The organism is Peribacillus sp. B-H-3, from assembly GCF_048572925.1.
Lineage (GTDB): Bacteria > Bacillota > Bacilli > Bacillales > DSM-1321 > Peribacillus.
Map to the genome: position 1 here is coordinate 3,947,848 of NZ_CP183879.1, position 19,319 is coordinate 3,967,166.

20 protein-coding genes and 2 pseudogenes are annotated in these 19,319 nt (G+C 36.6%); 3 read left to right on the top strand and 19 right to left on the bottom strand.

Going from position 1 to position 19,319, the window contains the following annotated elements:
• Positions 1-352: 352 nt before the first annotated feature.
• A complete protein-coding gene (locus ACN6MY_RS19755; RefSeq protein ID WP_419881695.1) occupies positions 353-490 on the bottom strand; it encodes a DUF5348 domain-containing protein in 138 nt (45 codons plus the stop codon).
• Positions 491-961: 471 nt separating this feature from the next.
• Between ACN6MY_RS19755 and ACN6MY_RS19760 the strand changes: the two genes are divergently transcribed.
• Complete coding sequence (locus ACN6MY_RS19760) at positions 962-1,267, top strand: hypothetical protein (RefSeq protein WP_419881696.1); 306 nt, start codon at positions 962-964, stop codon at positions 1,265-1,267.
• On the opposite strand, the gene ACN6MY_RS19765 is transcribed toward ACN6MY_RS19760, so the two are convergent.
• The 16 genes and pseudogenes from ACN6MY_RS19765 to istA form a co-directional block, all read right to left on the bottom strand.
• Positions 1,258-1,485 carry a hypothetical protein gene (locus tag ACN6MY_RS19765; protein ID WP_419881697.1) on the bottom strand — a complete coding sequence of 76 codons (228 nt, stop codon included), beginning with the start codon at positions 1,483-1,485 and terminating at the stop codon, positions 1,258-1,260. The two genes, ACN6MY_RS19760 and ACN6MY_RS19765, sit on opposite strands and share 10 nt — an antisense overlap.
• Positions 1,486-1,717: 232 nt before the next feature.
• Positions 1,718-2,043, bottom strand: a pseudogene (locus ACN6MY_RS19770) (GNAT family N-acetyltransferase).
• 286 nt (positions 2,044-2,329) lie between these two features.
• Positions 2,330-3,103, bottom strand: a complete 774-nt coding sequence (locus ACN6MY_RS19775; protein WP_419881698.1) for an alpha/beta fold hydrolase — start codon at positions 3,101-3,103, stop codon at positions 2,330-2,332.
• Between the two features lie 369 nt (positions 3,104-3,472).
• A pseudogene (locus ACN6MY_RS19780) lies at positions 3,473-3,607 on the bottom strand (VOC family protein); the annotation flags it as partial.
• A complete protein-coding gene (locus tag ACN6MY_RS19785; RefSeq protein WP_419881699.1) occupies positions 3,594-4,103 on the bottom strand; it encodes a VanZ family protein in 510 nt (169 codons plus the stop codon). The gene ACN6MY_RS19785 and the pseudogene ACN6MY_RS19780, both read right to left, overlap by 14 nt.
• A 181-nt stretch (positions 4,104-4,284) precedes the next feature.
• Positions 4,285-5,163 (bottom strand): DUF4352 domain-containing protein, encoded by an 879-nt coding sequence (locus ACN6MY_RS19790; RefSeq protein WP_419881700.1) that lies wholly within the window; start codon positions 5,161-5,163, stop codon positions 4,285-4,287.
• A 273-nt stretch (positions 5,164-5,436) separates the two neighbouring features.
• Positions 5,437-5,583 carry a hypothetical protein gene (locus ACN6MY_RS19795; protein WP_419881701.1) on the bottom strand — a complete coding sequence of 49 codons (147 nt, stop codon included), beginning with the start codon at positions 5,581-5,583 and terminating at the stop codon, positions 5,437-5,439.
• Positions 5,584-5,755: 172 nt separating this feature from the next.
• Positions 5,756-7,555 carry an ABC transporter ATP-binding protein gene (locus ACN6MY_RS19800; RefSeq protein ID WP_419881702.1) on the bottom strand — a complete coding sequence of 600 codons (1,800 nt, stop codon included), beginning with the start codon at positions 7,553-7,555 and terminating at the stop codon, positions 5,756-5,758.
• Positions 7,556-7,711: 156 nt separating this feature from the next.
• Positions 7,712-8,179: a lasso peptide biosynthesis B2 protein gene (locus ACN6MY_RS19805; protein ID WP_419881703.1), complete on the bottom strand. Its 468-nt coding sequence runs from the start codon at positions 8,177-8,179 to the stop codon at positions 7,712-7,714.
• Positions 8,180-8,214: 35 nt separating this feature from the next.
• Entirely contained in the window at positions 8,215-8,514 is a 300-nt protein-coding gene (locus ACN6MY_RS19810) for a lasso peptide biosynthesis PqqD family chaperone (protein WP_419881704.1), read from the bottom strand.
• The gene (locus ACN6MY_RS19815; protein ID WP_419881705.1) at positions 8,511-9,449 is read right to left on the bottom strand and encodes an HPr kinase/phosphorylase; all 939 of its coding nucleotides are present in this window, start codon (positions 9,447-9,449) and stop codon (positions 8,511-8,513) included. The genes ACN6MY_RS19810 and ACN6MY_RS19815 overlap by 4 nt, the downstream gene beginning before the upstream one ends.
• A gap of 159 nt (positions 9,450-9,608) precedes the next feature.
• A complete protein-coding gene (locus tag ACN6MY_RS19820; RefSeq protein WP_419881706.1) occupies positions 9,609-9,743 on the bottom strand; it encodes a paeninodin family lasso peptide in 135 nt (44 codons plus the stop codon).
• Positions 9,744-9,758: 15 nt separating this feature from the next.
• Positions 9,759-11,699, bottom strand: a complete 1,941-nt coding sequence (locus tag ACN6MY_RS19825; protein WP_419881707.1) for a lasso peptide isopeptide bond-forming cyclase — start codon at positions 11,697-11,699, stop codon at positions 9,759-9,761.
• Between the two features lie 281 nt (positions 11,700-11,980).
• A complete protein-coding gene (locus tag ACN6MY_RS19830) occupies positions 11,981-13,153 on the bottom strand; it encodes a nucleotidyltransferase family protein (protein ID WP_419881708.1) in 1,173 nt (390 codons plus the stop codon).
• A gap of 592 nt (positions 13,154-13,745) precedes the next feature.
• The gene (gene istB / locus ACN6MY_RS19835; protein ID WP_419880522.1) at positions 13,746-14,507 is read right to left on the bottom strand and encodes an IS21-like element helper ATPase IstB; all 762 of its coding nucleotides are present in this window, start codon (positions 14,505-14,507) and stop codon (positions 13,746-13,748) included.
• On the bottom strand, positions 14,504-15,760 hold the full coding sequence (gene istA, locus ACN6MY_RS19840) for an IS21 family transposase (RefSeq protein WP_419884159.1): 1,257 nt from the start codon (positions 15,758-15,760) through the stop codon (positions 14,504-14,506). Before istA ends, istB begins: the two co-directional genes overlap by 4 nt.
• 186 nt (positions 15,761-15,946) lie before the next feature.
• Here istA and ACN6MY_RS19845 point away from each other — a divergent pair, with 186 nt between their 5' ends.
• Positions 15,947-16,141, top strand: a complete 195-nt coding sequence (locus tag ACN6MY_RS19845) for a hypothetical protein (protein ID WP_419881709.1) — start codon at positions 15,947-15,949, stop codon at positions 16,139-16,141.
• A gap of 37 nt (positions 16,142-16,178) precedes the next feature.
• On the top strand, positions 16,179-16,478 hold the full coding sequence (tnpB, locus tag ACN6MY_RS19850; RefSeq protein ID WP_419881710.1) for an IS66 family insertion sequence element accessory protein TnpB: 300 nt from the start codon (positions 16,179-16,181) through the stop codon (positions 16,476-16,478).
• Positions 16,479-17,440: 962 nt separating this feature from the next.
• Here the strand turns inward: tnpB and rfbB are convergent.
• Both rfbB and rfbD read right to left on the bottom strand, forming a co-directional pair.
• Positions 17,441-18,460 (bottom strand): dTDP-glucose 4,6-dehydratase, encoded by a 1,020-nt coding sequence (gene rfbB, locus ACN6MY_RS19855; RefSeq protein ID WP_419881711.1) that lies wholly within the window; start codon positions 18,458-18,460, stop codon positions 17,441-17,443.
• 1 nt (position 18,461) lies between these two features.
• Positions 18,462-19,316 (bottom strand): dTDP-4-dehydrorhamnose reductase, encoded by an 855-nt coding sequence (gene rfbD, locus ACN6MY_RS19860; RefSeq protein ID WP_419881712.1) that lies wholly within the window; start codon positions 19,314-19,316, stop codon positions 18,462-18,464.
• Positions 19,317-19,319: the final 3 nt, after the last annotated feature.

Sequence of the window (19,319 nt, forward strand, 5' to 3'; positions counted from 1 at the left end):
GCATGCCATTATCGGGACATTTAATTTCAAAGCGACACCTACATTTTCTTAAAATGAGTATTTTACGCAAAGATAAATTGTTAGTAAAAAATTCTATTCCTTATAATAAGAAATGATTCTCCTTCTCTCCTATCTCCTTCGTGCAAGTGTTTCAAGCATCTTGATTAATGAAATGAGTGCATGGAATACTCAAAGTAAAGGAATGTTACCAGAGGATTTATTAAAGTATATATCCATTAGTGTTAATGACGTTCTACAATGTCCAGAAATTGTCGCTCTTAATTGTCCTAAAACTGACGGATTCACTGTCCAAAAATGAAAGGGAAGCAGTTCACATGCTTCCCAAACCATTTTACAAATCAACTTGATACGTCTCATTTTTCTTAAGATAGAATTTAACGTCATTTCGGCCGGTAAGGATATACCAATCTCTGCCCAGTTCCAGACGACAGGAAAGGGTTCGTCCATTTCCTGGATGTGTTTCTGGCAATTAACTGATGTATGTTTTGGCAGTATGTTTATAAATCTTTATTAATCATAATTGAAGTGTATGTTTGTATAAACACTTATATTTATTCATGATTGTGAAGAGTTGCTTACTGCACTAATGGGGCAGTAATGTTATAGAAAAAGCTGGACACAACGCTCTTGCTATTACTGATACCGCAAATAAAGAAACCGAATTCATTGACTTACGGAGTATTGCAGGTAGAAAAGCTATTTACATTGTTAACACACATAATCAACCAATGAATATAACTCTATTAGGCTATACTGCAGATAAAGGTGGAGTTAGTGGTTTAGGGACAAAGCAAGTAATCGCTGGGTTCGCAGGATATGTAACTTCAGTTGATATAGTTAACTTAGACCAACCTATTCATTGGTTGAAAATTAGAGTCTCGGCTCCAATTGCACCTACAAGCGGTTCAATTTCGACTTGGGTTCTCGGGAGGTATATATAATGCCAGAAGAAACAAAAGTTGCAGTGGAATATGCTTTGACACAAACTTACACTGACTCAATTGGAGATTCCTGCCCTATTACAAAAGAGTCAGTTCAACTATTGGTAGATAAAGTGAGAGAATATTTTAACACTAATGAAATTAGTTACTCAGCATTTTCTTATGCTGATTTAGAACATATTTGTAATTGGACATACGGAAGTCTTATCAACAAGATGAGGAAACTGGCGATTGGATTAAAGTGGATCAGTAGTCTAAAAAGGGGAATCCTCATTTTGAGAATGCTCTTTTTTAGTTATTGCTGAATATTAGGATCACTATATAAAAAAGCATCCAATATAAATGGATGCTTAACAAAAAAGTTTGATATCTTATTTAACACTTTAATAGTATTCACGGAAAAAGCGATCATCCCAATAACGATGTGAGTAACGGTTGTCCCAATGGTGAAAATGGTGATGGATATGGCGATGTTCATGATGGAACCTACGGCGGCGACATTCGAATTCACGTTCAAATTCATGTTCAAAATCACGTTCTAATTCAGACATAGAATCACCTCCTTGGAAATTTATACTGTATATTATTCGGAGGTTAATTTTCTGTTTGGACAAGCATATAAGGCAGCAACACATTTTATTCTTATTTTGAGAAAATAGTTATGTGTACGCAGCAAGGCTACTGATTCAATCAATGGACGTCTTATGTTAAAGAAGCAAAAAAATAGGAAAATGGCATATAACCATTCCCTTACATTATAGTTTTCTTTGAATTTTGAAACCATTATCTATTTTTTCAAACCCAATGTGCGGATAGTATTCCATTGCAATTGGAGACGAAAGAAGCAATAAAGCCCCTCATCCCCGATTTTCTCTTGTAGTATATTAACTAATTTTGTTCCGATTCCTTTATTTTGATACTCTTTATTAACAGCTAAGTCTGATAAATAACAGCAGTAGCTAAAATCTGTAATCGCTCTTGCGGTACCAACCAGCTTATCATTATCCCAGGCTGAAATAGTAATATCAGCATAGTCTATCATTCTTTGGAGCCTATGTAGGTCATCAGACGGTCTTTTTATTCCAGATGTTTTGAATAGATTTTATAGCTCTTGAGGTTGGACGGTTGCGTCAGTTTTATAAGATATTTTAGTGATGTTTTCCATAACTACTATCCCCCTTAAATAATGTAACAATGATACCATATTAGCTTAGTTAATAACTGAAAATTTAGTTAGTTATTTTTTCAACTTTTTCAATTATGAGTGTGGACCGTCATCTTAGGTGATTTATTAAATTGTGAAAATTTGCATTTAAACTAACGAATTCTTTAACATAACAAGGTTTTATTTTGCTTATTCCTTGATGTTATTTTAAAAAATCTGTAATTGTAGCCATAAAACGGTCCGGCTCTTCAACATTTGGGCTATGTCCCGACTTTTCAAATTCTATAAAAGTTGAGTTTGGAATTAGATTTGCTATTTCTCGCCCATCCTCCGATGGATTTAATCCATCATATTTCCCACTTATTACAAGGGTTTCCACATTAATTTTATGTAATTCTGGACGGAAATCGAACCCTTCTAAAGCTTTGTTAGCCGACGCTTGTTGTTCAGGCGTTAACATTATACTGTTTTCACCTAATTCTTTCATCGATTTTCCAACCGCATCCAAGTTGTGGAAAATATATTGGGATAGGTAATTGACTTTTTCAATTTGGTTGAGTCCTTCGAGTTCTGATTGATACTGTGTAAAAAGCCTCGCCAATGATGATGTTTTTCCGTGTGACTTTGCAGAAACAAGTATTAGTTTTTCAACTCGTTCAGGGGATTTAATAGCTACTCCTTGTGCAATATAGCTCCCCATTGATATACCCATGATATTGGCTTTTTTTATGTCAAGGTAGTCCATTAGGGCAATCACATCCTGAACGTGGTCTTTCAGGGTATAGTCAGATGTTTTTTCGGATTTACCATGTCCCCTTGAGTCTAACGCAATGACATGAAAATTGTTTTTCAATTGAGCTATTTCATTTTTATACATCAACATGCTAGCAGTTAATCCATGAAGCAGTAACAACGGTGTTCCATTTCCTTCTTCTCTGTAATATAGTTTAACGTCATTTAGTAAAGCTTCCGGCATATTCTCCACTCCAATATAATAAGATAGTGTATTATTCTATATTGAGAGAGTATTTCCTGCTTTTTGTCACTTGCATCGCTTTTTCCACATAAAAGATTGTTAAATATTGCACTTAAACTAAAGGGGTGCGATAGAAGAAGACAATTAATCGATCCTAAGCATGAGGCCATATCAGGTTATTCCGTTAAAGGGCGCGTTTATGGAAGATCATAAGCCTAATTCCTCAATAAAAAACATGGAGGGAGTAGGCTTTTTTATATTTCAAAATCATTGAATTTATCCTATTGGTGAACGCGTTTGCAGAAACGGTACATTTAATGGGAACTTCTGGTAAAAAACATGGCAGAGGTGGTACATTTTATTGGCTGTAATCATATACGACTGTCTTTCCTTTCTGTATACTTCTCGAATGGGTTTTAATCCAAGAACTCTGATATAGAAATCCTTGGACTTTTCATAATCAGAACAAATGATGGCAATATGATGGATGTTATTTAGCTTCATACTTTCTTCCAGACCTCCTTTTTATCACAAATCCAAATAATAGATAAATTAGAATGGCTAGAATCATCCCTGCTGAATCGAATGTATACACATCAATAAAATGCCCGGTCCTTTCGGGTACAAAGGATTGGTGATATTCATCAGTGCAGGCAAAAACAAACGAGCATAAAAAACTAATAACAATAACTAATCCTTTTCGCAGCCTGGTGCTGCTCCATAACGCTAAGAAAATAAGTGTAAGCACAGTATACTCAAAAATATGGCTGCATTTCCTGATTACAAACTCAATAAAATCATAAGGAAGTTTTGACGACACTTCTTCATGATCATACGAAAAAGAAAGGTCAGGCAGTGAATGCGGTGTAAGAGTGATAAGACTCTTCAATTGTGGTTTGATATCCTGCTGGTGATAAGGAGTATTGGAGGCGCGGAACATAAAGCCCATACAAATCAGCAATATGATTGCGATTAGAGATATTATGGTTTTGTTATTCATTCTTTTCATCTGCTTTCGTGTAAAAATATTACTGCTTCTATCCAATAACTATTATAACTTAGAAAGCTCGGAGATAATTACAGATAAACATAGCAGAAAGAGAAATACAAAAAAAGGAGAGTATCCACTAATAACAGTGAAAACTCTCCCTTTCCCATGATTCAATTACAATAGAAACTAATCAGTTCCTGCCGGTAAAGGTAATTGCTTTAATTTTATTGAAGTTCCTGTCGTACTGATAGTTATCAAATACCAGCTTTAAATTAAAGCCCGGATCCGTTTCATAGTAAACATATCCGCTTGTCATAGACCCTGGATGCAGGGTACCCATGATTGTATTGTCATGATAGAGCGGGTAATATGGATGCTGATATACACTGCCGCTATACAAATTCAAGTCGGTATTACCATCAACGTACTGGGTATCTTTCCCGATATTTTTCACTATCACATAAAATTGGACAACGTTATTTACACCAGAATAATCATCCTCAAATGCATAATACGGATCGACATTTTTCGGCAAACCTACCTTTATTTCCAGACTGCCGAAACGGACACTTTGTCCGAACGCATGCCCTGAAGCTGCTGGCTTTTGGGAAGACAGGCCGCTTTTATACACATATCCGGTTTTCCCCTTGTACGTGACTTTATACATAGTGGAAGAAAGCGGACTTCTTGTAGTCAGCGCTGTTCCCACTGTAATAGAAGTGATTTTCTTCTTTTTAGAACTAGTGGAAGTATACAGATTCGAAGTTGTTTTTACATATCTGGTAACAGCTGTGGTTCCTGTGGATAAATATGATTTATACACATACCCTGTTTTCCCCCCGTATGCAACTTTGAACATAGAAGCTGTTCTTTTTGAATAGGTTGTTAGCTTCACATTAATATCAAGGGTTTTCAATTTAACCTTTGAACTTTTTGTTGAGCTATACAAATAAGCTGTTTTGTGGACATAGTACGTATACTTGCTGCTCGCTGAAGCAGAATGTGATAGTATGCCAAACAAAAAGATAAAAACAGCAATCACAGCCAATAACTTTTTCAGACTTCCCACGCTAGATGAGCCCCTCTTTCCTTTTCCAGAAAATAATAATTACCCCTCAATATCCACACCTACCCACTATTAGTGGATAGTGGAAATTACTAGGCAAGTAATTATAACATCAGAAAGAGAATCCTTTAATACTCCAACTTATGGAAGATTACTAGGACAATAGCATATTGAAGTTTCCTAAGGACTAGCTGAAAAAGCCCGCTAGTCTGGAAGATTAGCGGGCTTTTGGGTATTTACGTATATTTAGAAGCAGGTAAAATGAATAAAGGACTTTTAAGATCCCTTAATTATCATCAATAACTTTGCTGACAAATCTTCGACAAATTCATTGATAGGTACACATACTTCACTCTCGCCCTTTTCAAATGCGTCCCTAAGAATGGTATAAAATTCTTCATTTGATGTCTTTGTTGTATTCAAATTAATCTTCCTTCATTTTTTTAATTTGTATAACCATTTCACGTTGATTAATAAATTTTACCATTAAAAGTAAAAAAAATAAGGGTTTATCTTTAATATTTCGAATTTTTTTCTAACGCTAATAGATCAATAACCTTCTAATTAAGCAGATTTTTACTATACGCTTTCCACTTCACATAGTAGATTCCACTTGTACACCAAGCATCCCGCTGAACATCCCTCTTTTCTCTTTTTCCAGCACCTGGTATTCTCCCATTTGGATCACCTTTCCCCCATCCATGACCAGCACCTGATCTGCATTGCGGATGGTGGTTAACCTGTGGGCAATGACAATGATGGTCATGGTCCCCTTCAATTTATCGATGGCACCTTGTATTTTCGCTTCATTTTCTGTATCGAGCGCACTTGTTGCTTCATCTAGTATAAGTATCGATGGTTTCCTGAGAATAGCCCGGGCCAGTACGATCCGCTGCCTTTCTCCTCCAGACAGCCTGATCCCCCGGTCACCAATTAATGTATCAAGACCATTAGGCAGCTTTTTGACAAAATCAGCTGCTGCAGCAAATTCCAATGCTTCCCATATGCTTTCTTCGCTGGCATCATCTTTGATGATCATTAAATTTTCCCGCAGTGTCGCATTAAACAGAAACGGATCCTGAGGGATGTAACTCATGGCTTTTCTTAATGACACTATCCGTTCACCGCTAAGCGGGATTCCATCAATGCTAACAAATCCGCTTTCTGGCTTGTTCAATCCCATAAGCAAATCAATCAGCGTACTCTTTCCGGCTCCTGAACGTCCTACAACAGCTGACATACGGTTCGCCGGAATCGTGATGTTAATATCCTGGAGAGCATAGATGTTTTCTTTTTGGCTGTATCTAAAAAACACATGATGGCAGCTAAAGCCCTGTTCCATTTTAATAGGACGTACAGTTTTATTATGATACTCTTCAAGCTCCCTCGCTTCCACGCACTCATTTTGCAGATCTGCTACTGCTTTGAAAGAAGGGATAATTGCCCCTATCATTTCAAGGTTAGACTGAATGCCTGTAATACTTGGCCATAGTCTTGAAAAAATGACCGTAATCAGCATGAGCTGTGCAGTTTGAGCCATGAACATCTTTATCGATACAAATACAAAAATGGCAATTAAACAGGCAGAGAAAATCTTGAAGGTCATTTGAGACGTTGAATTCACCGTTGTTGATTGAATTCTGTTTTTCTCCATTTTTTCATTTAACGAATGAAACCAGTTCACATGAACCTCTTCCAGGGAATTGCTTTTGATATCCTTGATTCCATTAAAATGATCGGTTATGCCAGCTAAGTATGTTTGCGTTAGCAGAACTTGTTCCTTTCCAAGTGATTGCGATTTTCTAATGAAGGTTTTCGAAAAAGCAATCAGCAACACACCAAAAAATAAAAGGAAACCCGTCATTTTAGCAGATAAATAAAATGCGATTCCTACTTGAATAAACGTAAACACAAAGGATGATAAAAACTGCAGGAATAAATTAATGCCAGCACTTACATGAAATGTTTCATTTGTCATGATGTTAATAATATCGGATTTCCTTTTTTTAAGAAAAAATCCCCAATTTGCTCCCAGCAAGCTTTTATAGGTCTCATCTCTTACATGCTTGATAAAATTCTGCTGAATTTTTGCGCCTAATATGGTCTGCTGCCGCTTGAAAATGCTTTGCCCGATCATTAACAAAACATAAGCACCCAAAATAATCACAAGGCTTACCGTTTCAGGCATGGACTGAAAGAAGGTATTTACAGTCTTGAATAAAGGAAGCTTCCCTGTGCTGATATTCAGAATGCCCGTTAAGCCTATTAAAGGAATCAATAAAAAAATCCCTGCACTCTCAATCAATCCTATGAACATCATGCATAGCAGATTAATATAAAGTACCCTGCCGGAGTAACGGCAGATTTGCTTGGTAAAATACCAAAGATGGCTCAAACCCTATCCTCCCTTCCCAGTGAACATACGGCAGAGAATGTTGAAAAGATAGAAGATGATACAAATTCACTTGAAAAACGATGAACATACAGCTTCACTTATATAATCACTATCCTTTCAAAAAGGAGAATACAAGCCACAACAATGGCACAATCCTTAACATGGCCCGTTCAAAATGGGTTCATTAGCAAATCGGGCTACAACAGTAAATCTTTCCATGACCTCGGCACCTGTCAGATAAAAAGGGCCGCTCCTAAGCCAGGCGTGTGCGATAAGCTCACCCTGCTCATCCTTAGCCGTGCCTAAATAAAGCGTGCTTTCAATGTTTCTTTTCTCCAGCATCTTCATCCCCGCTATAGCCTTAACAAGGCACTGGCTTTCCCAAAATGTATACCGGCTCATAATATGAATGGCTTTAGAAATACGGGCTAAAACCTCTTTGTCTAGCGTTTCGGCTTTAAATGATGTCTCCTTTAGCGCCACTCCTAAAGTTGGTGCCACCTTTGAAAAAGGTATGCTTTTAAGATACCGGGCCCTGCCTAACTGAATGAAAGCTTCCATCAACAGAAGCTTTGTTTCCTTGTCGAATTTTATGAACGATTTTGCCTTTCTGTATATGTTCATGATTTTCCTCCTGCAGCCAGAAAATGATGAAACGATTAATTGATTCCCTTAATGTGTATTAATTCTTCTTCCAGCATTTGATTTAAAAAGGCAGTGACTTGATGTTCACAATCTTCCGGGGCTACATTATACTGGGAAGTTAGATGACTGCATAAATCCTGAAGGGCTATTGGCTCCTTTATACAATCCCAAATTTCCCCGCCTAATACCCCAAGATTATAATACTTGCCCTTGTCAATGCTTAACATCACTTTTTCTCCATCCATATTGCTGACAATGTTCCCTGGACTTTGAACAACCATACTTTCTTTAGTGAATGATTGAGTACGGATCATGATCTTTTCCCTCCATCATGTATTGTTTTTATTATCATGTCTGCTAAGTCTTTCGCCGTGAATCGGTTAACTGGCCTCCGCAGCTGATAAAAGCCGAATTGATTAATCATTTTTGTACAAAGATTAAAATGCCACTCCATTAAACCGGAACGCTGAATAAAGAAATTCCGATACGTATGATAAAACAGTTTATAAAATCGCTCTAAACCTACAAACTGCTGGATTTCTATCGTATCGCTGTCATCCGTAACCAATTCAAACACACCACCAAGCGGCAGAGACTCAGCAGCAAACTGTGAGGAAACAGGAACTGCAAATTTATCTTCCCTGACGATAAGCGGCTGAAACTGGGTGGATTTCATGCCAAAATGCTGCAGGCTATCAAGCCATAATTTCTGCTGCGGATAGGAAGGTGTGACAATTGGCTGATGATCATCATTCAATGTGACCGGAATCACATCATCACTCAGCAAGCGATATCCTCTCTTCATCAAGGCGGACGCGGTAGTAGATTTCCCTGCACCTGAATCACCGACAATCGCATAGGCCTTTCCGTCTATATCAATTGCACTTCCGTGAACAGGCATGATTTCCCGCTGCAATAAAATGGCCCCCATACAGGTTCCAAGCAGGTACAGACGGATCTCCCGCTCATGACTGCCTTCAAATGGGGAAAAGAAAATCTTTTTTCCATCCTGAATTAAAAAAATACCTTTGCCGGATAAATAAAACATAATCGAATTTTGCTTGATAACAAAATCTTCTCCTGGTTCAGAATACGTACACCACATGTTATACAGCTGAGCTTCTTCAATGACGACATCTGGTTCATCTTCACTATTTAAATTACATACAGGTAATTCAGGCAGGTGAATATCACTTGAAACGGTTAATCCGAAAGCTTTATAAATGGTTTTCGGTGCAGTACTGATCATAACTAACTCGCTCCATTCGAATTGAAAATCATCTAAAAGAACTGTTGAAATTTTTGTAAAACCCCTATATGAAATAGGGGCCCGTTACGATTATTTGATTATTTCAAGGTTCAAATAAAATAAAAACAGATTTCACATGAAAAAATTAACCTTTTTTAACTAACTGCCATAAGTTAAATCTCCTCTGGGAGTATGTGTTGGAAAAGCATTATCAGTGTAATCACCTTTCACACCTAGCATGGTCTTATTAACATCCAAGACTTCCAATACAGGTTTTGTCCAAACCTTTTTCATTGCAATCACCTCCTTTTAATCAAACCTTTTTAGAAACCGTCTGACTATTAAACTGCGCATTAAAAATTTAAGATTCGAATCTGTTGCAGCTTCGGGTCTTGGTACTCCTTCCAGCTTTAACAAGGCTATCTTAATGGCTTGGCCATTTAAATACTCTAATGCACAATCATCAGAGCCAAGCTGCTGAAGTTCATTTTTGATCAAATTCCACTTGGGAATCATCCGATGTACCCAATCAGCACCTTGTACCCCCCGAATGCGCTGATTCATTCTAATTTTGTCCGGTAAATAATTTTCTGTACCCCTTCTAATCAGTGCCCGGTCTATACCGTTTTGAACATATTGGTTTTCTGGAAGTGATAAACAGAAGCGGATGACACGCAAATCATTGGTGGGATCTCGTTTCCATAACGAGTATCGCAAGGAAAGTTTTGATGTTAGTGTGTTTCCTGCATTCCACTGGAAAATGTCTTCAAAGTGTTTTTTTCTTTCAAAAAAGATGTTTGTATTTGAATACCAGCCTGATTGATCTATTCCATATTCGTTAAATTTAGAATAAACTTTTGTTCTTTCAGCAAATGCAGGATTAATTAATGAAGGTATTTTGATGGATGTACCATCAGGAATGACCCGATCTATTATCGGAAAAGCAATCCTCGCAATATATTGCAGATTCCGCTTTCTGGAACCGCCGACACTTCTTTGATACTGAAGCAATTCTTGATTAAGGCGGAACCACTTCAATCTTTTTAAAAGAATAGAATAATATTCTAAGGGAAACCCCCAGGAGACGGAGAAGTTGCCCCGGTCACCATTCAGTAAAACCCCTATGTTTTCCTGAAAAGCGTTTTCAAACATGCCTTTTAACCAAAATGAGTTTTCGAAGAATTTATAAGGCATTTCCATAACGTCAAGAAAATCATCAATTTCTGAGTAGGAATCCTTCCCCATAAAGTTATCATAATGATCGGTAAGGCCTCCCACATACTCGACAGTAGATTTGATATATGGTCTTTCATCTGCCAATAAGTATTTGGGTGTAAAGTCTTTAAAATCATCGGGAGGAAAATAACTAAATGTATGCAGCGGTTTCCTCTCACTCTGCAGCTTTTTAGCTGCAAAGGCGACAACAGCACCAGAATCTAAACCCCCGCTTAGCTGTGACCCAACATTTCGATTTGTTCTTAACCGCGAATTTATCGCTTCCTGAAAAACACTTTGAAAGGCTTCGACATATTCTCCGTCAGAATTTAGCTTTAGCCTCTTTCCTTGAGTTGAATAAAAATATCGTTTCACAGACGCTTTATTATTTTCTATTGTAATACTGTGTGAAGGAGGTACTTGTTGTATCGTTTGATAAGGGGTCAGGGAAGAATCGACAGCATCTATCATGCCAGAAACCGCCAAATAATCAGCAAGCCAATCTTCATTCAGTTTTTTTTGCACAAATGGAAGTGAAAGTAATGGTTCTATCGTAGAACAAAAGGCGAAATTTTCAGAATTAATGTGATAGTAAAGGGTTCTGCTTCCCGAAAAATCTCTGGCACCAAAAAGCCTATTATTCTTCTGATCCCATATCATAAAAGCAAAATCACCGACCAAAAACTTCGGAGCACCTTCTCCCCATTTATAGTAAGAAAGAAGAAGAATTTCACTATCTGTCATGTATTTTCGCTGCGATGCTTCTATCTGCAGCCTTTCAAACAACTCAATTCTGTTATCGATAATAGCATCGGCAGTAATGGCACACTTCCTTTCAAAATCATAAAACGGCAGCTGCTCACACGCAGACTCAGGAGTAATCCACTGAGCATGGCAGCCCAGAAATACCTTGTCAGAATGCCAAGTCTGGATTCGATCGGCAGGATATTTTAAAAAACCCCTCATTAACACATGGCCATATTGATCATTCAAAACCCCCTTGCCTAAATGAAAGACACCTGTAATGGCACTCATCTTATCCTCCAATTTAACAACATAAGATTTTATGACTTTGTCGAAAAGCTATAATGTTCTCTCAATACGAATTTATAGTTCTCAATAAAGAACCTCATGATATAAAAATACTCTAATTTAAGAATCGTGTCAATATTTAACAACAAAAGGGGTGAATTAAGATATCTTTTGTAGTATTTTGCTGTAATTATCTTGGTTAATATTTTTTAGTAGTACACCTTAAACTCTTTAGTAATCAGATTTAATTTCAATTAGAAGTATTCCGCACAAAATATGATCTTTTAATTTTGAGAAATTCCCGGTTTTACTCTTGTTTTTCTAAATACCCATAAAAATGGACGCAACGGGAAATATAAAAAATGAAGGGATTTGGGTAACCTCAATGTCATTGCATCAGCAGAATTAGGATAAAACAATAACATAAATGAATATATTTTCTGCAGATTGGTTGAATTTAAGGATAAACAATAATGTTTATAGTAATTAGTATCTAAGAGGCACCTATCTTTTATAACAAATAGTGCCTTATGCGCTAATTCCTTTGAACGACTTTTTACATTCAAGAGTTTCATCTCTTCATTAATTGGAGTTTTTAATAGCTGCGAAGCTAAAATGAGTGCTTGTCCAACAAGATGAATACTTTGATAGTTTTTTAAAAGTAAGTTTACTTCGTTAAGATTGATTCCGCTTCTTACGATCTTATCAATATCTAACAGCCAGCGCAGACGGGACCAAGCATGTCTGGAACCATGAGAAATAAGAAAGAAAAATAAATCCTCTTTTCCTAAAAAATAAACAGGATAGCTAGTTATCGTACTTACTCTTTTTCTTTCCCAAAGCTCGTTAAAGCCCGGTTCACTCGAAGGAAGAGGCTGGAGCCTCCAATGAATTTCAAGCTGGATATTCCTTTCAGGGTGGAAATAAACGATGTGGTGTGTTCTCCATTTCCATTCATTTAAAATATACGGTCCTGTAGTTTTTCCAAATCCAAAACTTAGAAGAAGTTTATCTGCTTTATGAAGGGTATTCATTGGAACAAGGATATCTAAATCCTTAGAGGTTCTTAAAGAAATATCTCCATATATATCAGCAGCGATTACTGGACCTTTTAAGAAAAGGATAGGAATGTGGTTCTCCGTAAATAAGTTACTTATTTGTTCCATCTCTCTGCATAGCGCAAGCATGCTATATGTGTTTTTCTGGTATTCTTTGTACAGAGTTAGAATCACAAATTGGGGAATAATTTTTTCATCTAGCGTTTTTAACTTTAAGTAAATTATGGGATAAACACGATGATGCATAACTAATTGAAGGAATAACTTCCAATCAATTTCCCTAAAAGAGTAATTTGAAAAGTAATCGTATTCTTCTTCTTTTTCAATAGCTAAAATTTCAAGTAATAATTTTAATTCATTAGGAAATAATTCATTTTCTAGATTAAAATTATTTTCCATCGTTCTTCTCCTTATATTCTTATTTTTATAGTCTTATAATTAAATGTTTTTCAATGTACAGAATAGAAGATGTAGGTGACGAAAATTTTAGATGGGCTTCAAAAAGTTAAAATTTTATTGTAAAAACTCTGTTCTTTATAAAGAACCATATTAATAACTTAACTTAACTTCCTTAATATGTCAATGCTAAAAGTCTGTACATATGAGACTGCTAAACTAAAATGGTTCTTCGTAAAATTGATGATAGCATTTCTAACTGCTCTTATGGTGTTGAAGTTATCCATACCATGATGATTCTGAGAAGCTTTATGACTTCCTAATGTTTTTTCAACTATGTTCATACCTGGTTCGTATGGAACAGAATAAAACATCTTTCAACAGACATGTGGTAATCCGGCCGTACTTTTGCCGTCTTCCATTCGGATATCTTGTAGGGCATCTCTGAAAAAGGGGAAAGCGCAATTTTCTCCTCTTCTTCAAATGCAAAATAACGACATCCTTCTTTTCGAGTAAATGGGCGATGATTAGTAAGTGTCAACGTCGGTTTATTTTTCCCCATTGTCATCGGAATAAAAGTCCCCATTTATATCGGTTACTCAGTTACTTTGGCTGGGAACATTCCAGCCTTTTTCTTTTCTTTGAGGCGATAGGACTCTCCTTTGATATTAAAAGTGACAGAGTGATGAAGGAGTCGATCTAGAATCGCTGTAGCTAAAACATCATCCCCAAATACTTTTCCCCATTCAATAAATGATTTATTAGATGTTAAGATCATTGCCCCATTTTCATATCGTTTGGACACCACCTGAAAAAAGATATTGGCTGTTAGTTCATCAAATGGAAAATATCCTACCTCATCGATGAGGAGTAAATTGGGGCGGCTCCATTTGTTAACTAAGCGATGGAGAGTTCCTTTTGATTCTGCCTTTCGGCATTCTGATACCAATTCATCAGCCGTTAAAAATAACGCAGTGTATCCTTGTGTAATAGCTTCTACGGCAAAGGATATCGCTAAATGGGTTTTTCCTACACCTGGTGGACCTAATAGAATCCTATTTTCCCCGTTTGCGATGTACCTACAAGTCAAGGTTTCCTTCACACGCTGTTCACTTACACTAGGCTGAAACGTATACTCAAAATCATGGATGTTCTTCATGTAAGGAAGCTTGGCGCTCTTCATCCTCTTGGACAAGAGATTCCCCTGTCTAGCTTCAGTTTCTCTCAAAACAAGAGTGTGCAAAAAATCAAAATATGATACATTATTTCTAGAAGCGTTCTCTAAAAGATCATCTAATTGGTTGGCTATTTCCTGCCAACCAAGATTCTCTAGCTGCTCTTCGAGTTGGTTTTTCATATTGAATCACCTTCTTCCAGAGCAGCATAAGAAGCTAGAGAACGTGTTTCAACAATAGGAGTAGGGACATTTCCAGAATCTTTGGCCGCCAAACCAGTGGGATTCTGATGTTCCTGCTCTTTTCCTGTTTTGTGTAATCCTTCATAATGCTCTAGCTTCACATGAACACTCGTTTTACCCGTTAAAATAGGGTGTTGAGCCACGCACTCCTTCTCATCATAGATTTCAATTTGATGATCCAAGGTTACTTTAACCTTTACTTTGTGGCCCGCATACCGGAAAGGGACAGAATACTTTTTGCCTAAATAAGAGATGAAACAATCCCGGCTTACTTCACGTATCTCCCAATGACTAGTCGGGAAGAGGGGTTTTGTTCCCCAAGTCTGAAGAAACCTTTGTTCGTGTTGTAGGCGTTGAACCGGTGGTTCATTAGTTGTTTGATTCTTCTTTTGATTCGCTGTTTGATCAAGCCATATACGGATATCATGATTTAAGGCGTATATTGTAGGTTCATGTTTTCTTTGGAAGAAATTATTCTTTACATATAGAACCGTTCTTTCCACTTTCCCCTTGGTTTGTGGACGATGAGGTTTACATGCTTTTGGGATGATTCCATAATAGGCTAGAAAATCTTCAAACGTTCTATTAAATCGAATCTCTACTGGACTATGCTTCGTGACGACTGTTTTCATATTGTCATAGAGAATCTGTTCCGGTAGACCGTTAAAGTATGCAAAGGCATTCATGTGACATTTCATCAGTGTTTCTAATTTCATATCTGTTGTAAACTCCACATATTTCATTCTGGAATAACTTAAAACCATGATGAATGCATAAACTTTTTGAAGCTTACCATCTACTTCATACATACCTACATCCGCCCAATCCATCTGAGCTTGTTTTCCTGGTGCTGTTTCAAATCGTACAGTGGCTTGTTTTTTCGGTTGAACCCGATAGGGTTTTATAAACTCTCGGAGGATAGTTGTTTTCCCCTCGTATCCCATGGCTTGAATTTCCTCAAATAGAACCATGCAATTTGTCGTTCCTTCTTGAATCCTTTGAAGAAGATAAGGCTTAAATGTTTCTAATTTACTCTCCCTAACCTTACGCTTAGATGATTGAGGTAATTGATCTTGATTTATGTATTTACTTACTGTTTTACGATCAAACCCTGTCTCTTCAGCTATAGCTGTTTTTGTCCATCCTTTTTGATGTAATTCTCTTATCATAAAAAATTCCCCAGTCTTCAGCATCGTCTCAAACACTCCAACCCTCTTAAGTGATGAGACAATTATCTGTTATTATTGGGGAATTTTAAACCGCTGATATTGGGTATTTTAGCACCGTTGATGACAGTAAGCCCCAATTAAATAACACATATAAACACGCAGCACCTCCTGGTACGATGAATGTATCCATTTAAGGAGGTGCTTTTTCACATGTCGCAACAAAAACATACAATAGTCTCCGTCACATTACATTCCGAAAATAAAGGTTTATATTCATCCACTTTATCTTCAACCTCTTTCCATAACGCTTGTACAATCATAACGGCAAACGTAGAATTCTCTTTCACTAACAGCGTGGATGAGCACGTCATCCAAACGGTTATGAGGGAGCTGAAATATCCTTGAAGTACGACCATACGAGTGTGAAAAATATTTACATCATTTGCGTAAAGGCATTGATGGATTAGCTGCACTCATCCAAGATTCTTTTGAACTGAATCCATATGGTGATTCCATTTTCTTATTTGCAGGGTGGAGTAAAGATCGCTATAAATGTTTGTATTTCGATGGGGATGGATTCGCCATGCTTTATAAACGTTTGGATAATAACGGAAAATTGCAATGGCCAAAAGATGAAAAGGAAGTACGAAATCTTTCACAACAGGAGCTTCGCTGGTTGCTTGAAGGGTTAGCGATCCAGCAGCCAAAGGCGATTCATCCTTCATCAAAAGGGGTGTTCTAAATTTGTTAAGATGTTAATTTTATCTTATTACGCTGTTGGAACTAGTTATAATAAGAAGAAAGAAACCTCACGAAAAGTGGTGTATGATGTGACGAACGCTTCTTCTAAGAATGTAAATCAAAACGAGAAATTAATTCGGTTCCTCGAAGAGCAAATGGCTCGTTCGAATCGACAAAACAAAGACTTATCGAAACAGATTGAAGCGTTAACCGATCAAGTGCGCCATTTAACCAAGCTTTTATATGGATCAAAAACCAAAAAACCGAAATATAACGCATCAGTCGGACAAGGCTCTTTGTTTGATGATCTCTTTGTTTGGTGATGATTCGTCTTTTAGTGAATCTGAGCACACAGAAGAACAAAGCCAACAGACCATTTCTTATACTGTTGTATTGAGAAGAAAAAACGAAATGATTTATTACGGGATGATATCGAAGTAGAGGCAGTTCATTATCATCCAGAAAATAAGCAATGTGAATGTTGTCAAGGACAAATGATTCCATCATACGCGAAGAAGCAACATTTATTCCAGCAAAAATGAAAAAAATTCAACACGTTGAACACGCGTATGAATGTAAAAATTACAAAGGTAATGCATGTCAAGAGGCCCAAATTAATCGTGGCAAAGCACCACAGCCTCCTATTCAACGCAGTATGGCAAGTCCTAGGGTACTTGCCATACTATTTAAAATCACAAATTAATGACATGGAATCATCCTTAAAATTAAATATAGAAAACGATTAAATTATAGAAATAGCCAGTAACTCGCTATTTCTATAATAAAACTTTAATTAAGCTCTCTAGGAAAACTCAAGAAAGGCACTTTTTATTTCCAGAAAGTATATTCTTAGAGCAAAAGTTGCAATTTGAGAATTATTAAAGATTGTTGAATAGATAAATCATTTGTGTTTCCAAGTTTTAATTTTAAAAGTATCCACTTAAAGGCCTTTTTTAGAGACATTTAAAACGGATACTGTTGTTCAAAATAATTCTTGTATTCTCCATTAATAATTTGCTCCCACCATTCTTTGTTTTCAAGGTACCATTGAATGGTTTGAGCAATACCTGTTTCAAATGTATAGTTTGGTTTCCATCCTAACTGCTCTAACTTAGTAGGATCAATTGCATAACGCTTATCATGTCCTAATCGATCTTTAACAAAGTCAATTAAATGTTCTGATTTCCCTAGACTCTTAATAATAGTCTTAACAACTTCTAAATTGGTCCGCTCATTGTGTCCACCAACATTATAAACTTCACCATTCACACCTTCGTGTAGTACTAAATCTATTGCAGCACAATGATCAATAACATGTAACCAGTCACGTATGTTTTTTCCATCACCATATACAGGTACATTTTGCTCATTCAATACACGGGAAATTGTTAATGGAATTAACTTCTCCGGGAAGTGGTATGGCCCATAATTATTTGAGCAGCGCGTGATATTTATTGGCAAGTCATACGTTTCATGATAAGCACGTACTAATAAATCAGACGATGCTTTACTTGCACTATATGGACTGTTTGGTTGTAATGGACTTTCTTCAGTGAAAAATGTTGTCGGGTCAAAGTCCAGTTCCCCATAAACTTCATCAGTTGATACATGAACAAATTTTGTAAATCCAACTCGCTTTGAGGCATCTAATAATACTTGAGTTCCAAGTACATTAGTCCGGACGAATATTACAGGATCTGTGATTGAACGGTCAACATGGCTTTCTGCAGCAAAATGAACTACATAATCAAATTTCTCTTTTTCAAAAAGAGGTACTATTGTATCTCGATCTGCAATATCTGCTTTTATAAAATAATAGTTTTCCTTTGTTTCAATATCACGGTGTTTAGTTAAATCCCCAGCATATGTTAATAAATCCAAATTAAATATATCATAATCAGGATATTTATTAATCATGTATTGGACAAAATTCCCACCAATGAAACCTGCACCACCAGTAACAAGTACTTTCTTCTTTGTCATTCTATTTCACCTCTTGTGTTAATTTCTTTAAGTATCTCTCAACTGCATCCTGCCATCTAGGTAATGGATTAAACCCATTATCCATCAGTTTTTGTTTTGACATTCGTGAATTCTTTGGTCGTACAGCTCGTGTAGGGTATTCCTCTGTTGAAATAGAATTCACTTTCACTTGAATATTAGCTTTTCTAAATATTTCTTGTGCAAAGTCGGCCCAACTGCAAAAACCTTCATTGGAAGCATGATAAATTCCATATTTATCAGTATTAATCATATCAATTAATAATTTAGCCAAATCTGATGTATAAGTTGGCGAACCAAACTGATCACCAACAACATTTAATTCATTTCGAGTTTCTGCTAATCTTAGCAATGTCTTAACAAAGTTGTTACCATTGATGCCAAAAACCCAAGAAATACGAACAATAAACCATTTATCCGACAGTTGTTTTACTACTTCTTCACCTTGAAACTTTGTTCGCCCATATTGACCTATTGGTCTAGGTTCATCAGTTTCCTTTAATGGCGCTTCTCCCTCTCCACTAAACACATAGTCTGTACTGATATACATAAACACGGCATTAATTTCTTTTGCTACTTCAACCAAATTATTTGTACCATCAACATTGACATGTTGGCATGTATCTTTATCATCTTCAGCCTTATCAACAGCTGTAAATGCTGCGCAATGAATAATTGCATCTGGTTTCACTTTTTTAACATACTGAGAAACAGCCTCTTTATTCGTTATATCTAAATCCTTTGATCCTATTCCCACCATGTTTAAACCTAGTTGCAATCCATGGTGAACAACATCATAACCAAGTTGACCTGTATATCCAGTTACTAAAATTTTCATAAC